General features: G+C 60.7%; 18 protein-coding genes. 5 read left to right on the top strand and 13 right to left on the bottom strand.

The annotated features are described in order from the left end of the window. Window positions 1-18 precede the first annotated feature (18 nt). Together AB8B31_RS04290 and AB8B31_RS04295 are read right to left on the bottom strand one after the other, a co-directional pair. A protein-coding gene (locus AB8B31_RS04290) for an IS3 family transposase (protein ID WP_085990120.1) occupies window positions 19-1,208 on the bottom strand; the annotation gives its coding sequence in 2 pieces (ribosomal slippage) (window positions 19-956 and window positions 956-1,208; 1,191 coding nt in all). Between the two features lie 80 nt (window positions 1,209-1,288). Then, window positions 1,289-1,633, bottom strand: coding sequence for an ArsR/SmtB family transcription factor (locus AB8B31_RS04295; protein ID WP_018241057.1), 345 nt, complete (start codon window positions 1,631-1,633; stop codon window positions 1,289-1,291). A gap of 107 nt (window positions 1,634-1,740) precedes the next feature. Between AB8B31_RS04295 and AB8B31_RS04300 the strand changes: the two genes are divergently transcribed. Continuing rightward, window positions 1,741-2,487: a glucose 1-dehydrogenase gene (locus AB8B31_RS04300; RefSeq protein WP_018241058.1), complete on the top strand. Its 747-nt coding sequence runs from the start codon at window positions 1,741-1,743 to the stop codon at window positions 2,485-2,487. A 163-nt stretch (window positions 2,488-2,650) separates the two neighbouring features. Here AB8B31_RS04300 and AB8B31_RS04305 read toward each other — a convergent pair whose 3' ends face one another. Both AB8B31_RS04305 and AB8B31_RS04310 read right to left on the bottom strand, forming a co-directional pair. Beyond that, window positions 2,651-3,193 (bottom strand): BA14K family protein, encoded by a 543-nt coding sequence (locus tag AB8B31_RS04305; RefSeq protein WP_439007357.1) that lies wholly within the window; start codon window positions 3,191-3,193, stop codon window positions 2,651-2,653. A gap of 253 nt (window positions 3,194-3,446) precedes the next feature. Further along, window positions 3,447-4,337: a LysR family transcriptional regulator gene (locus AB8B31_RS04310; protein ID WP_018241060.1), complete on the bottom strand. Its 891-nt coding sequence runs from the start codon at window positions 4,335-4,337 to the stop codon at window positions 3,447-3,449. Between the two features lie 104 nt (window positions 4,338-4,441). Between AB8B31_RS04310 and AB8B31_RS04315 the strand changes: the two genes are divergently transcribed. Further along, window positions 4,442-5,311 carry an SDR family oxidoreductase gene (locus AB8B31_RS04315; protein WP_018241061.1) on the top strand — a complete coding sequence of 290 codons (870 nt, stop codon included), beginning with the start codon at window positions 4,442-4,444 and terminating at the stop codon, window positions 5,309-5,311. 33 nt (window positions 5,312-5,344) lie between these two features. Continuing rightward, the gene (locus tag AB8B31_RS04320) at window positions 5,345-5,818 is read left to right on the top strand and encodes an SRPBCC family protein (RefSeq protein ID WP_018241062.1); all 474 of its coding nucleotides are present in this window, start codon (window positions 5,345-5,347) and stop codon (window positions 5,816-5,818) included. A 289-nt stretch (window positions 5,819-6,107) separates the two neighbouring features. On the opposite strand, the gene AB8B31_RS04325 is transcribed toward AB8B31_RS04320, so the two are convergent. After that, window positions 6,108-7,046, bottom strand: coding sequence for a sialate O-acetylesterase (locus AB8B31_RS04325; RefSeq protein WP_018241063.1), 939 nt, complete (start codon window positions 7,044-7,046; stop codon window positions 6,108-6,110). Window positions 7,047-7,463: 417 nt separating this feature from the next. After that, window positions 7,464-8,156, bottom strand: a complete 693-nt coding sequence (locus tag AB8B31_RS04330) for a type 1 glutamine amidotransferase domain-containing protein (protein ID WP_018241064.1) — start codon at window positions 8,154-8,156, stop codon at window positions 7,464-7,466. A gap of 121 nt (window positions 8,157-8,277) precedes the next feature. Between AB8B31_RS04330 and AB8B31_RS04335 the strand changes: the two genes are divergently transcribed. After that, entirely contained in the window at window positions 8,278-9,210 is a 933-nt protein-coding gene (locus AB8B31_RS04335; protein WP_018241065.1) for a LysR family transcriptional regulator, read from the top strand. Between the two features lie 232 nt (window positions 9,211-9,442). On the opposite strand, the gene AB8B31_RS04340 is transcribed toward AB8B31_RS04335, so the two are convergent. The 6 genes from AB8B31_RS04340 to AB8B31_RS04365 form a co-directional block, all read right to left on the bottom strand. Then, the gene (locus AB8B31_RS04340; RefSeq protein ID WP_018241066.1) at window positions 9,443-10,255 is read right to left on the bottom strand and encodes an alpha/beta hydrolase; all 813 of its coding nucleotides are present in this window, start codon (window positions 10,253-10,255) and stop codon (window positions 9,443-9,445) included. Window positions 10,256-10,583: 328 nt separating this feature from the next. Continuing rightward, window positions 10,584-11,204, bottom strand: a complete 621-nt coding sequence (locus AB8B31_RS04345; RefSeq protein WP_018241067.1) for a glutathione S-transferase family protein — start codon at window positions 11,202-11,204, stop codon at window positions 10,584-10,586. Further along, complete coding sequence (locus AB8B31_RS04350) at window positions 11,197-11,682, bottom strand: SRPBCC family protein (protein ID WP_018241068.1); 486 nt, start codon at window positions 11,680-11,682, stop codon at window positions 11,197-11,199. Before AB8B31_RS04350 ends, AB8B31_RS04345 begins: the two co-directional genes overlap by 8 nt. Next, window positions 11,675-12,007: an ArsR/SmtB family transcription factor gene (locus AB8B31_RS04355; protein WP_018241069.1), complete on the bottom strand. Its 333-nt coding sequence runs from the start codon at window positions 12,005-12,007 to the stop codon at window positions 11,675-11,677. The genes AB8B31_RS04350 and AB8B31_RS04355 overlap by 8 nt, the downstream gene beginning before the upstream one ends. 384 nt (window positions 12,008-12,391) lie before the next feature. Then, on the bottom strand, window positions 12,392-12,712 hold the full coding sequence (locus AB8B31_RS04360; protein ID WP_018241070.1) for a DoxX family protein: 321 nt from the start codon (window positions 12,710-12,712) through the stop codon (window positions 12,392-12,394). A gap of 1 nt (window position 12,713) precedes the next feature. Beyond that, entirely contained in the window at window positions 12,714-13,094 is a 381-nt protein-coding gene (locus AB8B31_RS04365) for a DUF4267 domain-containing protein (protein WP_018241071.1), read from the bottom strand. Between the two features lie 123 nt (window positions 13,095-13,217). Here AB8B31_RS04365 and AB8B31_RS04370 point away from each other — a divergent pair, with 123 nt between their 5' ends. Next, window positions 13,218-13,811 (top strand): TetR/AcrR family transcriptional regulator, encoded by a 594-nt coding sequence (locus AB8B31_RS04370; RefSeq protein WP_018241072.1) that lies wholly within the window; start codon window positions 13,218-13,220, stop codon window positions 13,809-13,811. 315 nt (window positions 13,812-14,126) lie between these two features. Here the strand turns inward: AB8B31_RS04370 and AB8B31_RS04375 are convergent, their stop codons facing one another. Then, window positions 14,127-15,230, bottom strand: coding sequence for an IS4 family transposase (locus AB8B31_RS04375; RefSeq protein WP_018241007.1), 1,104 nt, complete (start codon window positions 15,228-15,230; stop codon window positions 14,127-14,129). Between the last annotated feature and the right edge of the window lie 61 nt (window positions 15,231-15,291).

Consider the following 15,291-nt stretch of genomic DNA (forward strand, 5'->3'; position numbering starts at 1 on the left):
TGACCTGCCACTGAACTTTCATCCAGCGGCGGTTAGAGCCTCGGCGGCTTTGAATACGCCAAATGGCGCGGTGTGAGCAACCGGCGGAAACGCGAAGCTTTCATCTTGCGCAGCGTTGGAGCCGGTTGCGGCGATGGTCCCGGCATAGTCTGCCGGGGTCTGATATCCGAGCGATGAGTGCGGCCGGAAATGGTTATAATCCTCAGCCCATTCAGCGATGGCGCTGCGGGCATGATCGAGGCCGAAGAAGAGGCTCTCGTTGAGCAACTCGTCGCGCATGCGACCGTTGAAACTCTCGACATAGCCGTTCTGCATTGGCTTTCCCGGCGCGATGTAGTGCCACTCGACCTTGTGATCCTTCGACCAGGCAAGAATGGCATTCGAGGTGAATTCGGTGCCGTTGTCGGAGACAATCATGTCAGGCTTGCCGCGTCGTTCGATCAGCGTCGTCAGTTCCCGAGCAACACGGCGACCGGAGATCGACGTGTCGGGGATTGCCGCCAGGCATTCGCGCGTCACATCATCGACAACGTTTAGCACCCGGAAGCGTCTACCGCAGGCAAACTGGTCGTGGACGAAATCCAGCGACCAGCGGGCATTGGCCTTCGCTTCGACCAGGATCGGCGCACGCGTGCCGACAGCACGCCGACGGGCCTTTCGCTTGCGAACGGAAAGCCCTTCCTCGCGATAAAGACGGTATATGCGATTGACCCCGGACGGCTCTCCGTCTCGCCGAAGCAGGATGAATAGCCGCCGGTAGCCGAAACGCCGTCGCTCATTAGCGAGGTCACGCAGCTTCGCTCGCAGATCGACCTCCGGCGGTCGATTGGACCGATAACGGATCGTCTTGCGGTCGGCGGATACGATCTGGCAGGCCCGCCGTTCCGAAAGACCCATGACGGCCTTCAGATGCGTGACGGCTTCACGCTTGGCGGCAGGCCCTACCATTTTTTTGCAAGAAGCTCGCAGAGCGCGGCTGCATCAAGCATCTGTTCGGCCAACAGCTTCTTCAGCCTGGTATTCTCGTCCTCAAGCGCCTTCAGCCGCTTCGCCTCGGAGACTTCCATGCCGCCATATTTGGCTTTCCAGTTATAAAACGTCGCTTCTGAAATCCCGTGCTTGCGGCAGAGGTCGGCCGCCTTCGCGCCAGCCTCCTGCTCCTTCAGCACACCGATAATCTGCTCTTCCGTAAATCTCTGCTTCTTCATTCGTCCGTCCCTTAATAGGCCGGACTCTAATCCATTCTGGAGGAAATTCTCAGTGGCAGGTCACAAGCACTTAGGGGCGATCAGTCCGTCTTCGGCTGCCCGGGAGGCTGGCCGTAAGCCGTCAGAATGGCCTTGATCAGGCCCGGGAAGCGTTCGTCCAGCTCGGTGCAGCGCGTTTGATTGCGCATCTCCACACCCTGGCGCTCGCTGATGATCAGCCCGGACTCGCGCAGCACCTTGAAATGGTTGGACAGCGACGACTTTGGAATGACGCGGTCGCCGAGATCGGCAAGGGCAGAGCACGTCCCGCCACTGCTGGCGCCGGCAAGCTTTGCATAAATGGCAACGCGCTCCGGATCGGACAGCGCATAAAGGATCGCCTCGGGCTTGATGTCCTCCAGGGCGGGGTGAAAGAGCGGTCTCATGAATTTTATATAGCGTCCCTTGACATCGAGATCAACAGTTCCGAATTTCCGAACTATGGAACAAGCTTGCCAATCCCGGCGGCTATCCAGATCGGAAGGAACGACAAATGGCTAAGCTCACAGGAAAGGTCGCTGTGGTGACGGGCGCCTCCAAAGGCATTGGCGCTGCGATTGCCAAGGCACTCGCAGCAGAGGGTGCGCAAGTGGTGGTCAACTACGCTTCGAGCAAGGCGGGCGCCGACGCCGTCGTCGAGGCGATCGGTGCGGCCGGTGGCAAAGCCATCGCGGTGCAGGGCGATGTTTCGAAAGCCGGCGAGGCACAGGGACTGGTCGATGCTGCGGTCAGGGAGTTCGGCAAGCTCGACGTGCTGGTCAACAATTCCGGCGTCTATGAATTCGCACCGATCGGTGAGGTGACCGAGGAACAATATCGTCGCATGTTCGACGTGAATGTTCTGGGCGTTCTGCTGACCACCCAGGCCGCGGCCAAGCATCTCGGCGAGGGCGGCAGCATCATCAACATCTCGTCGGTGGTCACCAGCCTGGCGCCGCCAGACTCTTCAGTCTACACGGGCACGAAGGGCGCCGTGGAGGGCATCAACAGCGTGCTCGCCAAGGAGCTGGGGCCGCGCAAGATCCGCGTCAACGCCATCCTGCCGGGGATCGTAGAGACCGAGGGCACGCACTCCGCAGGCGTCATCGGCTCGGATTTCGAGCAGGCTTTGGTGGCCCAGACACCGCTCGGCCGCACCGGCCAGCCGGACGATATCGCCGGTGTCGCGGTCTTCCTCGCTTCCGACGATGCCCGCTGGCTGACCGGCGAACGATTGGCCGCCAGCGGCGGTTTCCGCTAGAACTGGATGATGTGAGGCCGGGTCGGCCTCACATCTGAATCCTGTTCTGAATTAAACGGCTAAAGCGCGTCGCGATCTTTCAGATTCGCTTGTCGCGCTTTAGGTCTTTGTTTTTACGCATGTCGTTGTCGCAAAACCGCTGCACACTTTTGCGCGACATGCTTTAGTAGGGCGAGACGCACGCCCGTCGCGGACCGTTGTAGGGCTGGAACGTGTCGTCGTAGGCCCGGTAAGACCGGTAGCGCGCATAGCACCAGCTCGTATGTCCGTTGCCGCCATAATAGGCCTGGCGGTAATAGCGCGGACGGTACAGGGTCGACCCGTAGTAGCGCGGAGCACCGTAATAGGCGGATCCGTAATAGCCCTGGCCGTAGTAACCCCGATTGTAGTAGCCCTGACCGTAGTAGCCTTGACCGTAGTAGCCTTGGCCGTCATACGGCTGCGCCAGCATTCCGCCGATGATTGCGCCGGCCGCGAGCCCGCCGAGTCCCCAGGCCCAGCCGTTGTTACTACCGTGGTGTCCATGCCCGTAGTAGCCGCCATGCCGGTAGTAGCCGCCATGGCCGCCGCCGTGATGTCTGTACTGGACCGGCTGCGCCTGTGCGCCTTCGATGTTCGGCACGGCAATGGTGGGAAACGCCATGGCCGGCGGGACGCTCGTCAGCGCCGTCACCAGCGACAGGGTAACGATTGCTAACCTTTTCATTGGCTCATCTTTCCTTCTACAGCACCGCGCGCCGAAGTCGGCGCGCAAGGACGTTTCAGCCCTCTAGGTAAACTGATCGATTTTACTCTAAAATCGACTTTGATTCGAGGAATTATGCATGAGCAGGGCAGCTTTCTTCGAAGGAGGCTCCCGGCGATGGCATGCTCCGCCCTCGTCATCTCATAGGAGCCGGTGCATGCTCGCTGAAACATGCGACGCGGAGCTCGTCGGAGACGCCGACAAAGCGCCGTCATCACCTACCGATATAGGCGGCTAATTCGTCAGCCGTTCCATTGGGGAAGGCCTGTTTGAGAAAGTCCAGGAATGCCGATACGCGCGCGCTCAGCAGCCGCCGAGAGGGGTAGAGCGTCCAGAGAGCGATCTCGGGGCCGTCGATATCCCCCCAATTGACCAGAGTGCCGTCAGCCAGGTCGTGGCTCACCAGCGAAATGGGAAGACGTCCTGCACCGACGCCGGCGCGCACCGCATCCCGGATCGTGATGAGCGTTGACAAAGTGAGGACCGGCTCGACTCTGATCGTTGAGCGGCCGCCGGGTGTCTTCACGTGCCATGTTCGCGCTTCGCCTACCCCGCGGGCAACGGCGGGAGCGGCAGCTCCACCGGTCGGGCGGGGAAGATCGGGGCTTGCCACCACCACCAGCCGGTCGCGCAGAAACGCCCGCCCGACCAGGCTTTCGTCGGGATCCGGATTGACCCGGATGACCAGATCGTAGCCTTCCTCGATCATATCCACGGGCCGGTCCTCACTCGTCACCTCAAGCCTCACCTCCGGATTTTTGAGGGAAAAGCCGGCGGCGATCCTCCCCATTGCGGTCTGGGAAAAATGTAGAGGTGCGCTGATCCGCAATCTCCCCTTGGGCCTCTGACCGCCGGAGGCAATCATTGACGCCGTCTCGTCCAGTTCGGCGAGCAACGCCCCCGTCCGCTCGAAAAGCGCCCGTCCTTCCTCGGTAAGCTTCAGGTTACGCGTACCCCGTTCAAACAGCCGTAGAGCGAGGCTGCTTTCCAGCTCGGCGACACGCCGCGACAGGGTTGCCTTCGGCCGGCCCGTCGCCCTTGCCGCTTTGCCGAAGCCACCATGACGGGCAACGAGATTGAAATCGGCAAGCGCAAGAAGATCCATGGGTGTTCCACCAGCGAGACGGCGTGTCCAAAATCGCCATCTATCGGACTACCAGTGAACCACACATATTCGAGGTGTCAAGCAACCCAACACGGAGAAATACCATGACCATTCTCGTCACCGGCGCCACGGGCAATGTTGGCCGCCAAGTCGTCGAACACCTCGTCAAGCGCGGCGCCGATGTCCGTGCTCTTGTCCGCGACCCATCGAAAGCCGAATTCCCGGCTGATGTCAGCGTCGTGCAGGGCGACCTCCTCGACGTTGACTCGCTCCGCAACGCCATGTCAGGCGTGTCGACGCTGTTCCTGCTCAACGCCGTGGTGCCGGACGAATTCACCCAGGCACTGGTCGCGCTGAACCTCGCCCGATCGGCCGGCATCGAGCGGATCGTCTATCTCTCGGTGATCCACGCCGACGTCTACGTGAACGTGCCGCATTTCGCCGGCAAGTTCGGGGTCGAGCGGATGATCGAGCAGATGGGCTTCAAGGCGACCATCCTGCGCCCGGCCTACTTCATCCAGAACGATCTGACGGTCAAAGACGTCATCACCGGCTACGGCGCCTACCCGATGCCGATCGGACCCAAGGGTCTCGCCATGATCGACGTCCGTGATATCGCCGAGATCGCTGCCCTTGAGCTGCTGCGCCGCGAACAGGCTGCAGAGCCGCTGGCGCTCGAGAGGATCAACCTCGTCGGTCCGCAGACACTGACCGGAAGCGATATCGCCGCCATCTGGTCAGACGTGCTCGCGCGCCCGATCAACTACGGCGGCGACAATACCGAGGGCTTCGAGCAGAATCTCAAGCAGTTCATGCCTGCCTGGATGGCCTACGACATGCGCCTGATGGGCGAGCGCTTCATCGCCGACGGGATGCTGCCTGAGGCCGGCGACGTCGAGCGTCTGACAAAGCTGCTCGGACGCCCGCTGCGCTCCTATCGCGCCTTCGCCTCGGAAACCGTTGCCTCCGCCTGAGGCAGCAACAGCGATCTCAAAAGGACGATCACCATGATTTATTCCACAGCCACAGTTCCGGTGAACCCGGAAGGCGAAACCCCGTTGACGCGCGCCGAGGCGTGGCAAGGTCTCGAGCTCAAGGCACGCGACGCCCGGCTCTTTCTTCCCGCCGGTCTCTGCACCCGTTGCGATGTCGTGGAGGAAAGCCCGACCCACTTCGTGCGCGAGGCGACGATTGCCGGGCAGGATCTGCGCGAGATCATCACCCTGGAACGACAAAGCAAGGTCACCTTCTTTCAGGCGACGGGGCCACGCGAGGGAGCAATCATCAATGAGCTCTTCGAGGATGAAGAAGGTGCTTTGCAACTGCGCTTCTACTGCTATCTCGGCCTGCGCGGCAAACAGCCGAACGGCCCGGAAGAGCGGGCCGAGCAGGCACAATTCGATAGCGAAAACGGCTACAAGGCCGCCCTGCTGTCGACGCTGAAGCGGACCCGCGAACTGCTGGCAGAGGGAAAGCTCTAAACTTCACCAGAACACAAGCAACAGGGCGGCCTCTTGACGAGACGCCCTGCCTTGCGGGGGTACAAAACGGTACGGCCGATTGCGAAAGGTGCGTCAGGCAGTTTGCGCAACGTCAGGTGACAACAGAAACCGTGTTGATTTTGAGACGGGAGGCCTTGGCGCCAAAGGAGGAGAGCACCGGCTGAACCTTACCCTTTTCGTTGAAATCGCTGACAAGTGACAAGGTGTCGAATACCGGACAGAGCCCGAGGCCGAGCTCGCGAAGGCGCGAAAACCGGTTCTAGGAAGACTATCCCGAGGTTTCCAGGCGGCGATCGCCGCGCAGAAGGTTCAACCAGGCCTCCGACATTTTCTCCGCGCCTGTGCCCCCGATATGGCAATCGTCGTAGCGGTCGTCTCCATCGAGCAACGCGTCAGAATTTACGCCCGCTCGGATACCGTGGCCGCTTTTTGACAGGGCCAGTTGCGCCCGTACTATCGCATTGTCCGGAATATGCTCCTTGAAGCCGCCGTTGCTCGGTTCGAGGCATTTCGATGCGATCGAAATGTAAACGGGTGCTTCGACGCCGTGCTGACGCAACGTGTCAACCATCGACATGAAATATTCCTGATAGGTCTCCGCAGTGGTGCCGATAACGAGGTCCTTCTCTCCTTGCACCCAGAGGACGCTCGTTATCCGATAACCGGAATCCTGAAGCTGTTTCACGGTATCGACCAGCACAGGATTGAGGTCACCGCCTTTCGCCCATCGTGCGACCTCAGATCCGGAATATGCGAGAGGTGCGAGGATAACGCTGTCATTTTGTCCCGATGCGATCAAATTGTTCCCAAGAAGCGTCCAGTACTCTCCCTTGGTATCGGTCGATCCAAGAAGTGGCGAGGCGGCGATGAAGCACCGTTTGTCAAAGGCGTTTACAACGCGAGCGCCATAATTCGACCTGTGCCGTTGTCCACCGTCGTTGGCCGCGTTCGATTGACCAAGAACGAGTAAGACAGCAGTTCGGTCAGTTTGAGTCGGGCAGGTCACAAGCGTTTTTGATTCATCCCCGATGAGTCGTTCCTTGTCGTCGAAAGCATAACGGCTTGGAGCCGCCGCCTTCTCTCCGCCAACCATTGTCCTCAGCGCGGAAAGTTGTGGCCAAGGAAAGATCTCGTGTCTCGCGCTCATGCCGCCGAGAAAGTACATGGCGATCAAGGCGGCAAGGCCGACTGCCATTGTTTTGCGCATGCCGTTGACTTTCAAGCGTCATCCGACGACACACCGCCACATCTGCTTGCCTCGGGCATGATCTTTAAAAAAGAGAATTCGTCGCGAAGATCGAGCCCATTCCACGACTAGTTCGCGTGGCGTCGCCGAAGTCTGCTCAAATATAGACCGGACCGGTGATTTCAATAATCCGGTTGGGTGAGAGATCGTGCCTGCTGTGCAGCCTGCAGTTCCATGGAGAAACTCCCGTTGCGCGTCCATCCCAATAGGGCGGGTCCAGATAAAGCAGCGGGCCGCCGATCGTACGCGCGATAAATCGCCGCCGGGCAGGTCTCCAGCGGACCCGCGAACTGCTGGCAAGGGAAAGCTCTGAGTATGGCCGCAACACAAGTAACAAAGCGGCTGGTCATGGGTTGATCCCCGACCAGCCGCGCTGTGTCACGCGGCCTTTGCCGCCGTCACGGCGGCGAGCAGAATGCCGGCAGTCTCCACCGATGAACCGGGGTTCTGCCCGGTAATCAGCAGGCCGTCCTGGACGGCATAGGACGACCAGTCATCGCCGCTGGAATAGATGCCGCCATTCTCCTTCAACATGTCCTCGACCAGGAACGGCACCACCTGGGTCAGGCCGACGCCGTCTTCCTCGGAGTTCTTGAAGCCGGTGACTTGTCTGCCCTGAACCAGCGGCGTGCCGTCGGCAGCCTTGACGTGGCGCAGCACACCCGGTGCGTGGCAGACAAAGGCGACGGGCTTGCCGGCCTGATAGAGCGATTCGATGAGGGCGATCGAATTCTTGTCTTCCGCCAGATCCCAAAGCGGTCCATGGCCGCCCGGATAAAACACGGCGTCGTAATCTTCATGGGAGACCGAAGCGAGCTTTACGGTCGAGGCGAGCACGGCCTGGGCATCCGGGTCGGCATGGAAGCGGCGGGTCTGGTCGGTCTGGAAGCTCGGTTCGTCGCTCTTCGGGTCGAGCGGCGGCTGTCCGCCCTTGGGCGATGCGACGGTGACGTCGGCGCCGGCTTCGAGGAAGGCATAATAGGGGGCGGCGAACTCTTCGAGCCAGAAGCCGGTCTTCCGGCCGGTATTGCCCAGTTCGTCGTGCGAGGTGAGAACCATGAGGATTTTCATCTGGAGATCCTTTCGAGACAGATGTGATCGGTTGCTGTCGATGAGCGGATCATGCCTCGGCCATTCTCATTTCGGAAATTTATTTCTTTGATTTCAGATATGCGTTTGGCAATATATCTGGATGAAGTATGACCTCAACCTCCTGCCTGTCTTCGTGGCGCTCATGGAAGAGCGCAATGTCACGCGCGCAGCCGAACAACTGGGCATGACGCAGCCGGCCGTCTCCAACGCCTTGAACCGCCTTCGCGAGACGCTGCGCGATCCGCTGTTCATCCGCGAGCGCTATGGCATGAAGCCGACTGAAATGGCGCAGGCGCTTGCTCCAGTGATCCGCGGGGCCCTGGCGAGCCTCGATGACGTCATTCTCGGTCAGCAGGCGTTCGATCCGGCGCGGGCGACACGGCAGTTCACCATCGCCCCGAACAGCTACGTCGAGTTTGTCCTGATGCCGGTGATCGTGGCGCGGCTGCGCGAATGCGCGCCCGGGATCAGGCTTCGCCTGACGCCCTTCGGCAATGATCTGGCTGAGACCGGCGCGATTTCAGGGGCGACGGAAATGGTGCTCGGCAGGATCGTCGAGCCGCCTGATAACATGGTCGTGCAGCATCTCATGGATGATGGACTGGCCTGCGTCGTGCGCAGCGATCATCCCGAGATCGCCGAAAGCATCTCCGAGGAACAGTATCAGCGGATGCGGCATGTCAACGTGCTTCCGCCCGGCCGGATGCGTGTCGGCCTGTTCCAGATGCTGCAGCAGGCCGGTCTCCGGCGCGACGTCTCGGTCTCCGTCACCCATTTCCTGGCGGTCCCGGAAATGGTGGCCGTCACCGACTATTGCGCGACACTGCCCCGGCTGATCTGCCAGCGCCTTGCCCGCGACCCGCGTCTCAAAGTCCTGCCCGCACCGGTCGATCTCGGCAGCTTTCCGGTAGAGCTGGCATGGCATGTCCGCTATCGAAACGATCCGGCTCATCGGTGGCTGAGGTCATTGATATCAGAGGTGGCAAAGGATGTTTCCGGCGCCCCGGTGGCAGAAGCGATGACTGGACACTGAAAACGCGTGCTCGAGACCTCGGCGAGCCCTTCATGGGCGAAATTGCCGGGCAAAAATCGGTGTTGATGGCACCCGATTATGTTGGGATACGTCGCTGTTCCTGCTGCAGACGCAACCCGCGCTCCGTCCTCCTCGGGGCTTGATCCGAGGATCCACTCTGGTCGCCTCGCGAGCCGCTCCCGGGCATTGCCTCCCACTACGACCGGGAAACCGCTCCCGTCCGTGACGGGATTTAAGGCCGGTTTCCTTGCAGCGCTTCCACAAAACGGATGACGTCACCGACCATTCTGTCGTTCAAGATATCGTTGTGACCCGCACCGTCATAGATCAACATCTGCTTGGGCTCGGGTGCGATGCGGTACAACGCCTGCCCTGAAGAAAGCGGGATGCTATCGTCAAGCCGGCCGTGGAGGAACAACTTCGGTTGTCTTACTTTGCCTATGTTGAGGTCCGAGCGAAAGGGATCCTTGAGAAGAACCTCGACCGGGAGGAACGGATAATGCGTCTGCGCAACCGACAGTACCGACAGGTACGGAGACACGAGAATGACGCCCGCGGCCGGCCTCTTCGCGGCGGTATTCACGGCGACGCCAGTGCCAAGTGACCGGCCGAGCACAATGATCTCGCTTTCGCCGTGTGCCGAAAGCCAGTCGAACGCGGCGATCCCGTCTGTCAGCAGGCCCTGCTCGCTGGGTGAGCCGGTCGATCCGGGATAGCCGCGATAGGAAATCGCCAGCAATCCAATCCTCCGCGTGGTCAGCGCCTGGGCGAGAAACGCGTAATTGTCGAGGCGGTCACCGTTTCCGAAAAAGAGGAGCACGCAGGGCTTGTCGCTGTCGCCCTGGCTGTGCAGTCCCTGAAGCATCTCTCCGTCGGGCGTCTTGATGTGGACCGTCTCACCCCAACTCGCGTGCTCCGGAACAGGTGTGGCGCCGGCTCCGGGGTAAAGCAGGGCTCGCTGAGACAGATAGATCAGACCCACGAGCGCCACGTAGGCGACGACCGCCATCAGCGGCAAGATCAGCAAGTACCTTGTAGCGCTCACGACAAACTGTATCCGCCGGTTTGGCAATGACCAGAACGCTATGCGGCAACCGCGCCCGTTGCGGCGTGGTGAGCTCAGCGCAGCGGCAATATAGGCACAAAGCGATCCTATGGAGAAGAGGCTCGACTGTTCGCCGCATCTGAACCGGACCGCATGCGGAGGGCGGCCTCACCGGCTATGTTACCTATCCGCATTGGCGCCCTGCGAATGCATGAGCTGCCATCTTCAGCATCGAAGAGAGGTCGATCGCTGAACTTGCCTGGCCGGATCGATGTAGACTCGGCGACAAAGGAGGAGTGCCGCCAACGCCTTTCACCCCCGTGCCCTCTTAGGCCGGGAAAGGGTTTCGCCACGCATCCAGTCCTTCAAGCCGTCCGTACCACGTCTGGATATGCCGAAACTCGGCGACGGGAATCCCGGCGGCGGTTGCAAAAGGAAGTGCAGCGGCCAATGCGAAGTCTGCCACAGTCAGTGTCTTCCCGACGGCGACGCTGTTCTTGGCCAAATGATCGTCGAGCACGCGACCATGGAGTCGAAAACTCGTCTTCGCATCTTCGATCACGGCGACGTCAGGCTCCCCGCCGAACAACGGCTTGATCAAGGTTTCAAACCACAGCGTTGCACCGTGCCGGGTGAAATGACTGGCATCCCAACTCAACCAGCGCAGCACGTCGATCTGCCGGTGGTCATGCGGCCAGAAATCCGATGCGACGCTGTCGGACAGCCTGCACATGATGGCGTTCGCTTCCCATAAAGTTCCGGCATCATCCTGCAGCACCGGGACTTTCCCGTTCGGGTTAAGCGCCAGGAATTTTGCGGTGCGCTGTTCTCCGCTTGCCAGGTCAACCCTGACGAACTCGACGTCGGCTTTAAGAAAACGGGCAGCGGCGCAGGCCTTCCGCGGATTGAGCGTCTCGCAATAATAGAGCTTCATCGCCGCCTTAGACATGATCCGGCCCCTCGGATTCAGTCCCGAGAAAGACGCTCAATCGCTCGAGACTTTGGGACCAGCCGGCTTCATGACCCTTAAGTGACGATGCGCTATCAAATCCACTCTGCCGAAAAGTCATTTCCGTACCTCCGTCGCTTTCCCTGAACGTGATGGTGACGACTGTTTCCGGGCTATTTTCGCCGGTTGCGAGTTCCCAGGCATGTGTGAAGACAAGCCTGTGCGGCGGCTCGACCTCCAGATATTTTCCGCCGACCCAATGCTCTTCTCCATCTGGCGCGATCAGACAGGCGCGGTGTCTACCGCCGGGCCAGGCTTCGAGCCGGTCGCCCACCGCCTTGAAACCGTGAGGACCGCACCACTGTGCTAACGCTTTCGGGTCGGTCCATGCCCTGAAAACCAGATCGCATGGGGCATCAAACCTTCGTACAAGAACCAGGTCGCGGGCGTTGTCGGTGTCGGTCTCTGGATTAGTCATTTTCGTATCCTTGTACCTTGGACAGATAGTCATCGAGACGATCAAAGCTTTGATCCCAGAAGCGTCTGTAATCGGCGATCCAATCAGCAATTGTCTTCAACGCAGCCGGCTCGAGGACGCGGGGACGCGAATTCGCTTCACGGCCGGAGCGGATCAATCCGGCCTGTTCCAGGACCTTGAGATGCTTTGATATGGCAGGCTGAGACAACTCGAAGGGATCAGCGAGCTCGGCCACCGTCGCCTTGCCGTTCGCAAGCCGCCCAAGAATTGCTCGCCTCGTGGGATCGGCGAGTGCGGAGAAAATCGCATCGAGCTTGTCGTCCATATATCACCATGTAGCTATATAACCGAATGGATATATTCTGTTCAGCGTAATGTCAACGGTTTTGCATGGGCGAAATCACGGGGGCAAAAATCGGCGTTGATGACTCCCGATCATCTCGGGATACGTCGCTGTTCCTGCTGCAGGCGCCACCCCGCGCTCCGTCCTCCTCGGGCTTGACCCGAGGATCCACTCTGGCCTCCTCAATCAGCAGCGGGCATGGATCCCAGGCTCAGGGCCTGGGATGACCGAGGGTGGGGGCGGGCTTTCGATAACCAAAGCGGTAGAGGGTGAGGCTTGAGGCTGATTACCGCTACAATCAGGTGGCGCCAGGAACCACATGATAGTGCATCGCCCACGCCTGTCGGTGAAAGCGGCCGATCGTGCTCAAGTTGAGATCGCGGCAAGAGCAATCAGGGTGACAAAGACACTGAGCGGCGCCAGGTGTGCATGGTCGCGATGGCGTAGAACCGTGAAAACCGCAGCCCCGATGATGACCGCCCCAAGCCCCAGGCCGACAATGCGGCTGGCAGGAAGCGCAATCAGGACGGCGCTCGATATCTCCAGCCCACCCGTCACGATACCCCACCAGCGCGGGTAGCCCCACCGAGCGAATTCGCTTCGCGTCCCCGCCGTGCCGATGGCGTTGACGAGACCTGCGCCAGCGAAGGCGACAACCAGGAACCAGATGGAAAGAACGTGAACCATCTTAGTGCGCCCCGATCATCATGGGGATGGCGACCAGCACCATGATCACCGCCGTCAGGCCGTGAATGCCGAAGGCGCTCTTGGTGGAGCCTTTCGCTGCGAGAACGAGCAGCATGTCGCCCGCAGGGATCATCGCTTCGATCAAAAGCACGATGCCGACCTCCCGTTGGGCGCCCCACACCATGAACGCCAGCACGAGTAATCCCGCGACGATATCGCGAACACCCTTGAGGCGGAGCCACCAAGCGACGTTTGGGCCATCTTCGGGAAGCGGCAGGCCGAAACTGCGCATCGTGGTCATCGGGCTCGCAATATAGCTGGTGCCGATCACGATAATAGCGAGGGCAAGCAGCAACCCGGCCCCGTTGGCAAACCAAAGCATGAGACAATCCTTCTATCGTTGGTACAAAATCTAGCACTGCTAGATAAAATGCCTTAGCATTGCTAGTTAGTCAAGCATTGGTATAATCTTTGATGGGTGCTGGCCCTGCATGGAGATTGAGCAATGGGGATCGCAGAGCGAAAAAGTCGGGAAAGGGCAGGGCGCGAAGAGCGCATTGTCGCGGCAGCACGCGCCGTCGCGGAGAGTGAAGGGTGGGATGCCGTGACGATCCGCCGCCTGGCGAAGGAAATCGAATACAGCCAGCCAATCCTCTATTCGCATTTCGCCAACAGGGACGCCATCGTTGCCGCGGTTGCAGTCGAGGGCTTCAAGGAGCTCGCAACCGTTCTTCGGGAAGCGGCAGGCGGGGCGAACGGGCGACGAGATGCCCTCATGGACGTTGCCATGGCCTATTTTGCCTTCGCGCTCAGTCGCCCAGCACTCTACCAGGCCATGTTTATCCTGCCGACCCAACTGCAGTTCGCCGAGGCCGAAACGAGATCGGAACTTCGGGCCGGTTTCGACGCCATTGCCGCAGCCGTGTCTCCGTTTTGTGCGGATGTGGAGATCGTGACCGAGACCTTCTGGGCAGCCCTTCATGGGCTTGCCGAGCTCGAACGTTCAGGCCGCATCAGGCCCGGCATGCGTGACAAACGCATCGCGCTTGTTGTTCAGGCGATCGTGGATGCGGGAAGCAACGCGCCCAGTCGCGGCTGATGACATCAGTCGCTTGGCGCATCGGCTACCGGATGTGGACTGCGCATCTTCAACGGAGAGCTGTCGCCGGTCACCGCCGGATCCGTTGCTGTCCTTGCTCCACACGCCACCCCACGCTCCGTCTTCCTCGGGCTTGACCCCATAGGCGCTAACTTAGTTGTCGATGTGCGATGGCTCGTCGCCTTCGCGGTGGCTCGCGCAGTCGATGGAGCAGCCGGGCGATGGCAATCGGCCTGATGGGGCCGTGCAAGACGGCGATAGAGATGTTGGTGATGGCGATGGCGACGAGACGCCAGATTGGCAAGGTCGATCGGTTCAGGCCGCCAGGGGGAGAGAGTCCGGCGCCTCGGGATCGAGGGCCGGCAGGTCATCTTCGGCCAGTAGCGCGGCAAGCAGGGCGGTGTTGATCCACAGGCGAGCCAGGTCGGCGTCCTTTGCGCGCAGGTCTTCCAAACCGATCAGCGACTTCATACGTTTGAAGGCCAGCTCGATCTGCCATCGCAGGCGATAGGTCGAGGCGAGCCGTTCCGGCGGCCAGTCGTCGGCTGTGAGCGATGTTAGCAGCACCAGATAGCCAGCCATCTCGATGCCGGCCTGGCTGGGTCTGTATCGCGCCTTGGCGGCCAACCGGCGGGCCCTTCGCCTGGCTTTCTCAGCCGCCTCGGGTGGTAAGGGTAAAATCACCACCCGTGCCGCCGCCTCGACCTTGGACTTGCCGTCCTGGATCATCACGCACCGATCAAGCATGCCCTTCTCGCCCGCTTCACGGCAGAGTGCCAAGCGATCCAGCAATTGGCCGTCGCTATCCAGCAAGCGCGGGTAGTTGGAAGGGGCGCGGACCAGAAAATCGGCCCCGGCCTCGACCACCTCAGCCAGATCGGCCGCCTTGGCGTGGGCGCGGTCGGCAATCCGAAGCTCGCCGGCCTTAACGCCGCGCGACAGTCGTTCGGCTTCATGGCGATCGGTGACTTCCACCGAACAGAGCGTCAGCCGCGAAAGGTCGAACACCGTATGCACCATCCAGTAGGCCCGCTTAGGCCCAGGCGGTGCAACCACCGTGGCGTCAACCGCCATCAGCCGCAGGTCACTATGTACGCCGGCGAAGGCCTCGGGACAGCGTTCGGCAAGCAACTCCGAAACCAGGCAGCCCACCCAATCGGCACTGGCCTTCAGACGCTTAAGCATCGCTACGTCGGACATCGACGCGAGCGCCCGCTGATCGGCCCAGGCCGCCAAGGTCCGAAGCGAAAACCGACCCAACACATAGGCAAAACACAACCGCAACAGGTCGACCGCGCCGCCCACCTGCCGTTTGCGAAGCAGCGCGCCGGCCTTGCGTGCGCTCGCCTCTAATTCTTCCGCCGAGCCCAATCGTCCGACCAGCTCGTCCCAATCCAACGCTTGCAACAAATCGCTCATAACCACGGTGAATCATCGACGATCATCACCGTCAAGACTAAGTTAGCGCCTATGGGGCTTG

The sequence above is a fragment of the Rhizobium sp. 62_C5_N11_2 genome, from assembly GCF_051811185.1.
GTDB lineage: Bacteria > Pseudomonadota > Alphaproteobacteria > Rhizobiales > Rhizobiaceae > Rhizobium > Rhizobium leguminosarum.

What these genes read in the sequence shown, in the direction of transcription:
- AB8B31_RS04295 (WP_018241057.1), bottom strand. Translation starts at nt 1,633, where the DNA reads ATGAGACCGCTCTTTCACCCCGCCCTGGAGGACATCAAGCCCGAGGCG.
- AB8B31_RS04300 (WP_018241058.1), top strand. Translation starts at nt 1,741, where the DNA reads ATGGCTAAGCTCACAGGAAAGGTCGCTGTGGTGACGGGCGCCTCCAAA.
- AB8B31_RS04305 (WP_439007357.1), bottom strand. Translation starts at nt 3,193, where the DNA reads ATGAAAAGGTTAGCAATCGTTACCCTGTCGCTGGTGACGGCGCTGACG.
- AB8B31_RS04310 (WP_018241060.1), bottom strand. Translation starts at nt 4,337, where the DNA reads ATGGATCTTCTTGCGCTTGCCGATTTCAATCTCGTTGCCCGTCATGGT.
- AB8B31_RS04315 (WP_018241061.1), top strand. Translation starts at nt 4,442, where the DNA reads ATGACCATTCTCGTCACCGGCGCCACGGGCAATGTTGGCCGCCAAGTC.
- AB8B31_RS04320 (WP_018241062.1), top strand. Translation starts at nt 5,345, where the DNA reads ATGATTTATTCCACAGCCACAGTTCCGGTGAACCCGGAAGGCGAAACC.
- AB8B31_RS04325 (WP_018241063.1), bottom strand. Translation starts at nt 7,046, where the DNA reads ATGCGCAAAACAATGGCAGTCGGCCTTGCCGCCTTGATCGCCATGTAC.
- AB8B31_RS04330 (WP_018241064.1), bottom strand. Translation starts at nt 8,156, where the DNA reads ATGAAAATCCTCATGGTTCTCACCTCGCACGACGAACTGGGCAATACC.
- AB8B31_RS04335 (WP_018241065.1), top strand. Translation starts at nt 8,278, where the DNA reads ATGAAGTATGACCTCAACCTCCTGCCTGTCTTCGTGGCGCTCATGGAA.
- AB8B31_RS04345 (WP_018241067.1), bottom strand. Translation starts at nt 11,204, where the DNA reads ATGTCTAAGGCGGCGATGAAGCTCTATTATTGCGAGACGCTCAATCCG.
- AB8B31_RS04350 (WP_018241068.1), bottom strand. Translation starts at nt 11,682, where the DNA reads ATGACTAATCCAGAGACCGACACCGACAACGCCCGCGACCTGGTTCTT.
- AB8B31_RS04355 (WP_018241069.1), bottom strand. Translation starts at nt 12,007, where the DNA reads ATGGACGACAAGCTCGATGCGATTTTCTCCGCACTCGCCGATCCCACG.
- AB8B31_RS04360 (WP_018241070.1), bottom strand. Translation starts at nt 12,712, where the DNA reads ATGGTTCACGTTCTTTCCATCTGGTTCCTGGTTGTCGCCTTCGCTGGC.
- AB8B31_RS04365 (WP_018241071.1), bottom strand. Translation starts at nt 13,094, where the DNA reads ATGCTTTGGTTTGCCAACGGGGCCGGGTTGCTGCTTGCCCTCGCTATT.
- AB8B31_RS04370 (WP_018241072.1), top strand. Translation starts at nt 13,218, where the DNA reads ATGGGGATCGCAGAGCGAAAAAGTCGGGAAAGGGCAGGGCGCGAAGAG.
- AB8B31_RS04375 (WP_018241007.1), bottom strand. Translation starts at nt 15,230, where the DNA reads ATGAGCGATTTGTTGCAAGCGTTGGATTGGGACGAGCTGGTCGGACGA.